The sequence below is a fragment of the Thioalkalivibrio denitrificans genome, assembly GCF_002000365.1.
Taxonomy (GTDB): domain Bacteria; phylum Pseudomonadota; class Gammaproteobacteria; order Ectothiorhodospirales; family Ectothiorhodospiraceae; genus Thioalkalivibrio_A; species Thioalkalivibrio_A denitrificans.
The window spans coordinates 1-7,436 of record NZ_MVBK01000127.1; the positions used below are offsets into that span (position 1 = coordinate 1).

Here is a 7,436-nt window from a genome sequence, read left to right on the forward strand (position 1 = left end):
CCCTCCCCCTCACGGGGGAGGGTTAGGGTGGGGGTGGTTTCCCTCGCCACCTGCCACTTGAGACTTGCCACTCCCCTACAACCAGCGGTCCATGTCCCCTGGGCGATCCTCGGTCACTCCCCTGCCGATTTGCCACCCCGACCATCAGCCTCTAAAGTCACACAATAACAAGGGGATGCCGTCCGTAGGCACATCCCGACCAGTCCCCATGAACCTGTCGCCCTTCGCTGAGGAGGCCAGACGATCCCGAGTCAACCGAAGGAGCATGAATCATGGTTCGGGTCAGCATTTCGATCCGCCGACTCTCCTTCACTGAGGCGCCCCGATACCGAACACCCCTGCCCGAGCAGGCCGGTATGTCGGGCTGCCTAGACGGTCGCATAACCTACGTGATCATCTGCAGTGTTCCCGGAATCCGACCCTCGAGGTTTCAAGGGGTTGCAGACACGACGGAAGGTTATACGCCGATTTTGTCGTGTCATAACACGTCACTTTTTTCGCAGAAATCTAGTTATGCATAAGAGGGAAATACTCCGGTGTTTGGACTCCAAGAGCTATTCGATAAATATCTTAAGGAACAATTTAAGCCAAACAAGTTGGGCGTCCGCATCCTTGAAAGCGAGCTAGAGACAATTGGTATCAATCTTAGTGACGAGCAACGCACCGATCTGGAAAAGCAGTTTGAAAAGATTGATAGGGGTTCGTTAAGTTTCAACTTTAACGATGAACAACTAACGGAAGCCAATGTTTCTTCTGAGGAAGAGCTAAAACCGAAAATCCAATCGATCGTAGATAACCTCGGAAAGTCAATAGAAAGGTTTTCAGGAGAACTGGATGGAATGATGGAGGGCTTGGTCCTCAGCGTTGTTAACAGTATTGGCAAGTCAATGAAAGATTCTCTGGCAGAACGCATGGAGGACATGCTAGAAGACCAGGAGGCCATACATGCCAATTTTGGCGAGAGTATCGAAGAAACGTGGGGGGAAGCGCTTGACTTGCTGCAGGGCTTAATCGTCATATCTGATGAGGCAGCGCAAGGTTACCTGAAAAGATCGGATCAATATTCTGCGAATGATGTGGTACAGGATGTGTTACTTCGAATACATGCAAAATCTAATCAAATTTCGAAAGAAATACTTGTATTGTTGCGACATGGATTCGCCGATGGCGCGCAAGCGAGATGGCGTTCTCTGCATGAGCTAGCAGTCGTCAGCAGCTTCATTGCTCATCACGGTGAAGACGTGGCCATTAAATACATTGAGCATGAAGCTGTAGAGGTTTTCAAAGCAGCCAAGCAATACAACGAATACTATGTTCGCCTTGGGGCGGAAGAAATTAGCAAGGAAGAGATGGCTGCTATCGAGGAAGACTATGTGAAGTTAGTTGAAAAATACGGAACATACTACGGGTATGACTATGGCTGGGCTTCTAATGCGCTAAATCTGAAGAAGCCAACATTTAAGGATATCGAGGCAGATGTAGAACTTGACCATATTCGGCCATATTACAAAGCGGCAAGTGCCAATATACATGCGAATCCAGTTGGAGTTCTGTCTAGCCTCGGCCTGTTTCCGGAAGAGGATATTCTTTTGGCGGGACCAAGCGGAATTGGATTGTCAAATGCTGGGCAATTGACCGCTATCACATTGACGCAAATAACCACTTCTGTTCTAACGTACAACACAAACATCGACTTTCTCGTGGTGTGTCAGGCAATGGCCGAGTATAGCAAAGACGTTGAGAGGGTATTCATCAGGATTGAAAACGAAGTGCGTAAGCATGGAAAGGCATAACAAGCCAATGAACCGGACGCTCGTAAACTCGCGCCGGTTAGTGGCGCGTTAGAACCGTCGGAATGGCAAATTCGCACGGCTTGCTAAGGCGTTAATATGTTTTGGATTGTTCTTATTGTTTTATCTGGTTTTATTCCTATCGTTTTGGCGCTAGCGTCAGATACTTTGTCGCCGTTTTTTGGTGTGGACTCCGAAAGTTGGTTTGGCCTCGTCGCGATGACCCTTCCTCTTTGGTTTTCGTTAGTTATTCTATCAGTGCAACAACTTGCAGAAAAGAGAAAAGACTTAAGGCAAGAGATTAATAGGTATATCGCGAAACACGATGCGGACACCTCGAGATACAACGGTGCTTTCATTCACTTGGTCAATTCTTGCCACTTGAAAATGCGCATTCTTCGGCAGGCGGTTTCTCAAGTCGAAGATGTTTTGAGCGAGGGTTCAGCTAAGGCGCTGTTCAATGCATGGAGAGATCAATTAAAGAACGAGAGCTATGCTAGCAACCTACCTGAACTACGAAGACAACTAAGGGAGGCCGTGAGAGCCCCGGGGTTTATTGTCTCTGATGATGGAGCGCCAAAAAGTGCGCTTACTATACTATCTAACTCACACATCCCGCCGCTTGAAAAGGTTGTTCTTTGGAGAGATGAGGAGATTCTGGTTGCCCAGTTGGCAAAAGATCTTGTTAGTAACGCCAAGAAAAGGAACATTCTTCTCGTTGGCGCCCATATGCTCACGTTAGGCGCAGACTCGTCGACGGCGCTGGATAAGTACAACATCGAGGTAGCCGAACTGTCTGATGCTCTGAAAAAAACAGTGGATATTCGTGAGGTTCAGGATAGATTCTACGGTACGGTAATTGGGCTGTTGTATTTGGTAGAGGCCTTGTCTGTAGAAATAGTTATACAACAAGAAGCCCTGAATACACTTTCAGAGTGCTATTTAAAAAAGATAAAAGGCTTACAGAAGAAGTATCCAGCTTTAGCGAATCCTTTGATGCTCGATCATTATGAACATCCTTCGGATGTTAAGGGTTACATCAACCGTGAAGCAGCGGTGCGTGCCGTTGGATTAGATCCATATTAATCATGGGCACAAGAGGGTCAAGTCTCAAGCGTCGGGGTCAGGTCTCCCATTGCACATCAACTGACCCCGAGAATGCTGCGGCAATGCTCACTGAGAACAACTGAGTGGGCAATGGCAGACCTGACCCCGGGAATTTTTGACCCCGGGAATTTGGCCCAGCGTGGAGGCCCTGGCCACCGAGGAAGAGAGAAAAGGTGACAGATCTATTTTTGCAGCGCAAGAATAGATCTGTCACCTTTTCTCTAGTCACCTTTTCTCTAAGCGTTCAAGCGCTGAGGTTCTGAGTTAAGTGTTTACGGCTAACAAGGCGTCTCAATCGACGCCAAAAAGCGGCGCGGCTGAACTTTGACGTTATGCGCCTAAGACCGAGAGGGCCAGCTGATGTTTCCAAATGATCTGAATGAATGGCTCCTCGCCAATCAGCCCTCTGGCTACGCAAAGTACGTCTCAAGCAATCAAAAGTTCACTCTCGGGAAATGGGGTCAGACTCGAATTACGAGTATGCTTGCGAGAGAAAATCGAGTCTGACCCCATTAATCGTGGTCCGACCCGTTATGGCCGCCCCTTTATTCTTCCAGCTAATCATACAGTTGCCGTGGTCCGAGCCCCGTCAATCTTACGGCTCTGCAAACCGGAACCGCAAAACCTCCCAGGCGTCTAATTAAATGGATGTCAAGTCGACTCAATCGACTGAAACGGGCTGTCCACTCCAAACCTTCGAACACAAACCGCCGGTGCTCTAGATCCTGCGGCGGTGAGCTACGTCCAAAACGGGGTATGCGATGCAAACACCTATACTTGTTTTTCCTCCAGACCAGATCCGGAAGAATAATAGGCACTACCTGTACATTGACGCGGCAAGGGTAGTTGCCGCGCATCCCATATACGCTGAACACGGAAGTCGTCTGGGGCACCATCATGGCAATAAGCTGGAACCGCCGACCACTCTTATCGGCTACTCCTTGAGTTACATCGACGGGAAACATTATGTGTGCGACCAAGAGAACGAACTACGGAAGGTTGGGTTATCCCTCCGTCTCAAACGCCACCAGCCGCCCATCGGTTTTTTGCATTAGGAATTCTGCAGGATCGGGGAAATAGGGGAGGAAAATAGGGGACGGAGGGATTTAATTCTGGGAAATAGGGGACGGAGGGATTTAATTCTGACCGATCCATAGCTGCACGACCCGCGATACCGCCGAAGACTCAACAGCTCGAACGCACGGCCGTCCCTACCGGAACAGACCCCGATCCGCCGTATTCGCTACCTGGCACTCCCATCAAACGCCCTCGCCCCCGGCCCGCCCCGGGCGGCCATGTCATCCAGAGCGCGGAAGAATGGGGACGGAGGGATTAAGAGGCAATCCCTCCTCTTCCTGCGTCCCCTTTTTCTGGGCGAGATTCGGCTTGCGATTCGTCGGGCGTGCCTACTATAAATGGTCTCAGAACGGAACTTCTGATCTGGCAACCAAAATTGGGGCCGTGTCCATGAGACACGCCTGGCAGATCCAGAAGTCGCAGGAGGCGGGGCATGAAAAAGCTGGTGTCTATCATGTTGGCCGGGGTGCTGTTCGCCGGGATCGCCGATGCACAGATCTACCGCTGGGTGGATGAACACGGCAATGTTCACTTTGGCGATTGTCCACCACCGGAGTGCCCAGCCGTGGAGGTGCCCGTACGGCCAGGGCCGAGCAAAGAGGAGCTCGAGCGCGCTCAGGAACGGCTGGAGCGGCTGCGGGAGGAGCAACGGCGCGCCGAGGAGATCAGGCGGCAGGAAGCAGAAGCGGCGCGTCTGAGGAAGGAAGAAGAACAAAGGATCGCTGCCTACCGGAAGAGCCGGTGCATTCTGGCCCGCCAGAATCTGCACGTGTTGGAAGTCCGGAGGCCCGTCTACTACATCGACGAACGCGGGGAAAGGGTGTATCTGGATGACAAGACGCGGACAGCGGAAATGGAGCGCCTTCGGGCAGAGATCGTGGAGTTCTGCGATTAGACCATTGGTGAAAAGGACGTGCCCCGGGCAGTGATGTGGGCGGGAATCAGGGGACGGAGTGGGAGAAGCTTGCGGAAATCGTCCCGGACCGAGCAACCCTGGATGATACGTTCCATGACTGGGAAAAGAACGCAGAAGCAAGCATCATAATGTTGCAGAGCAGAGAGATAAATGCCGTTCCCGTGATGGTTACTGTTGCGGACCTTCAGCTCTGGTGTAAAGAACAAGGGCGGCAAGTTGACGGGGAGGCACGAGCTGTGTACGTGAGCCACCTCCTCCGGTTTCAAGGGTCGGGACCCCCACAGTAACGTTATGTTTCGAAAGGTGGTGCCTTGTGCTTAATCGTGCTGCTCTCCTCCTGAAATACAAGGAACCAGCCGTACGCTGGATAAATGAGGCTGATCCGTATCCTGATGGGAAGATCCTCACCATCGAGGACGTGAATCGGGAGAGAACTGTATACCTTATCAGTGACGCTGACGCCGGTACGGATGATGACGTTCGCAGATGGGTGGAGGCCAACTTCCTCTCGCTATGGGAGTGGGAGCTTGAGGGTTGGTACACCGACGAGCGACTTTGGCCAACGGATCAAACGCTGAACCAGTTCGATGAATGGTTCGATGTGGAATATCACACGGTTCTCATTGACACCGTAGATGGTCCGCTAATGGATGACGAAGTATAGGGCAAATGTTATCGAGACCGTGGACGATGGCCGGCTCCATGTCCCCATTTCCGCGAGACCCCCAACCAGCGCTGGGCACCTAAGCCGGGCTGCGTTACCCGAATGACCACCGCACTGGCAGTCCCGTTATGCATAGGCGCCGGAACAGTTGGCGGGGTGTTCTTCGCATTCTCCACCTTTGTAATGAAAGCACTCTATCCGGCACTGCCATCAAACGCCCTCGCCCCCACCCGCCCCGGGCGGCCATGTCATCCGGATTGCGCAATGGGCAGTCCTTGAGGTACAGGCAGCCGCAGCCGATGCACTCATCCAGCTGATCGCGCAGGGTAATCAACTGGTGGATGCGATGGTCGAGCTCGTTTCTCCAGCAGTCCGAGAGCCTGCTCATGCGTAGCGCGGCAGGAACCCCCGTCCTTCAGGGCGGGAGGATGTCAAACCGGGTTTTTTGGCTTGCGTTCTCTACGCCATCGGTCTGAATCCAAGTCAGGAGCAATGCACGGCCGCTTCGTAGTCCCGGTCTACGAAATACCCTGTGGTGCAGGTCAACAAAGCCAGGGGCGGAGCCGGCGTCTCCAGCGCCATTACCGGGGGTGCCGCCCGACTTGGCTGCGCTAGGTCAGCGCCATCTTCAGATCATCATGATCAAAAGCAGAGGCCATGCGATCGACCTCCGCCTTTGTGAGGCCTAAAGATGCGGCCGTGTTGCGCCAGCCCGACACCGCCTGCGCAACCTCGCCGGCGATGGCGCGTGCCTCCGCAGCGCCCAGATCGAAGTGTTCCGCGACCTCCAGGGCAAGGTCGAGAGAAGCCGTCCCGTCGTCCAGGCCAATCGCGGTTGTAAGCACGCGCGGCTTGATATCCGTGGGTACGGGATTGACGTCGTAAGCCGGGGCCAGGCGCCAACCTTCGGGGCCGTCATAAAGAAAACCGTGATTGCGCAAGTGGTCGTCGGTGTTGGAAATCAGCACGCTGAAGACAACGCGCCTCCATAGCAGATGCGAATCCTTCTTGAACGCAGCACCATGCTGGCGAAGCACATCAACGAATTCGAGATAACTACGCGCTTCGTTGTCGATCGCACCGAGCATGCTCATGGCTGAAAGGAACGGGATGCGTGCCTGACCCTTGCGGTCAAAGCGACGCACGATCAGCGCGGCCTTGTCGGCGATCATCTCGATGCGCCAGGGGGCGACGGGAATTCCAGCCTTCTCTGCGAGACTCAGCGCGACAGCCTCCCAGAGGACCACATTGTAATCGTCGTCCCTGTGGGGGAACTTCGCGATGGCCAGATGGCCGTCTTTATCGCGCACCGATGCCTTGGGCCGAGCGCCACCAAGGGACGAGCCCGGCGCAAGCAGGAGGCGTAGGTCCTCATCGCTCTCGGAGTCGCCGATGACATGCTCAGCAGCAGACAGCAACCGCGGCAGCTCAATCAACGGAGGAATCGGCGTGACATTGCCCGCAGCAAGGAATGGCCCACCGGGCTCGCTTGCAAAGCGCAGCGCTCCCTGCCGGGCCTCGTCATTGACCATGAGCAGGTAGTCGATCTCGCGCAGCATGCGCGGCGTCTCACCGGCCTTCTCCGCCCGCCTGCGTTCGGCGCGACGCATGAGCACGCGCCCCCAGCGGTCGGGAGCAGAATCGCCAATGGCGCCGAAAAGTGGCTTGATCGCAGGCGTGTGAAACGGCCCGGGACCGAGCTGCAAGGCGGGCTCCAGGGAGAAACGAAGGGGGCTGGCAAGCCAGTCCTGACCGTACTCGAAGGTGGCGCTGTCTCTTCCTTTGCGCATGCGCGCCCACAGGCGGCCGGCAAGGTGCGGCGCCCCATCGAGATCGACATAGACTAGAGCTTCGGTGTCCATACTAGCCCGCATATCTCACC

5 protein-coding genes are annotated in these 7,436 nt (G+C 54.0%); 4 read left to right on the forward strand and 1 reads right to left on the reverse strand.

Annotated features, from left to right (window positions below; genetic code table 11):
- Positions 1–536: 536 nt before the first annotated feature.
- The 4 genes from B1C78_RS16115 (at position 537) to B1C78_RS16130 (ending at position 5,554) form a co-directional block, all read left to right on the forward strand.
- Positions 537–1,793 carry a DUF5677 domain-containing protein gene (locus B1C78_RS16115; RefSeq protein ID WP_077280191.1) on the forward strand — a complete coding sequence of 419 codons (1,257 nt, stop codon included), beginning with the start codon at positions 537–539 and terminating at the stop codon, positions 1,791–1,793.
- 96 nt (positions 1,794–1,889) lie between these two features.
- Entirely contained in the window at positions 1,890–2,876 is a 987-nt protein-coding gene (locus B1C78_RS17500; protein WP_139349990.1) for a hypothetical protein, read from the forward strand.
- Positions 2,877–4,407: 1,531 nt separating this feature from the next.
- Entirely contained in the window at positions 4,408–4,869 is a 462-nt protein-coding gene (locus tag B1C78_RS16120; RefSeq protein ID WP_077280192.1) for a DUF4124 domain-containing protein, read from the forward strand.
- 334 nt (positions 4,870–5,203) lie between these two features.
- Positions 5,204–5,554 (forward strand): hypothetical protein, encoded by a 351-nt coding sequence (locus tag B1C78_RS16130; RefSeq protein WP_077280194.1) that lies wholly within the window; start codon positions 5,204–5,206, stop codon positions 5,552–5,554.
- A gap of 611 nt (positions 5,555–6,165) precedes the next feature.
- Here B1C78_RS16130 and B1C78_RS16135 read toward each other — a convergent pair.
- Positions 6,166–7,416: a type II toxin-antitoxin system HipA family toxin gene (locus B1C78_RS16135; protein ID WP_077280195.1), complete on the reverse strand. Its 1,251-nt coding sequence runs from the start codon at positions 7,414–7,416 to the stop codon at positions 6,166–6,168.
- Positions 7,417–7,436: the final 20 nt, after the last annotated feature.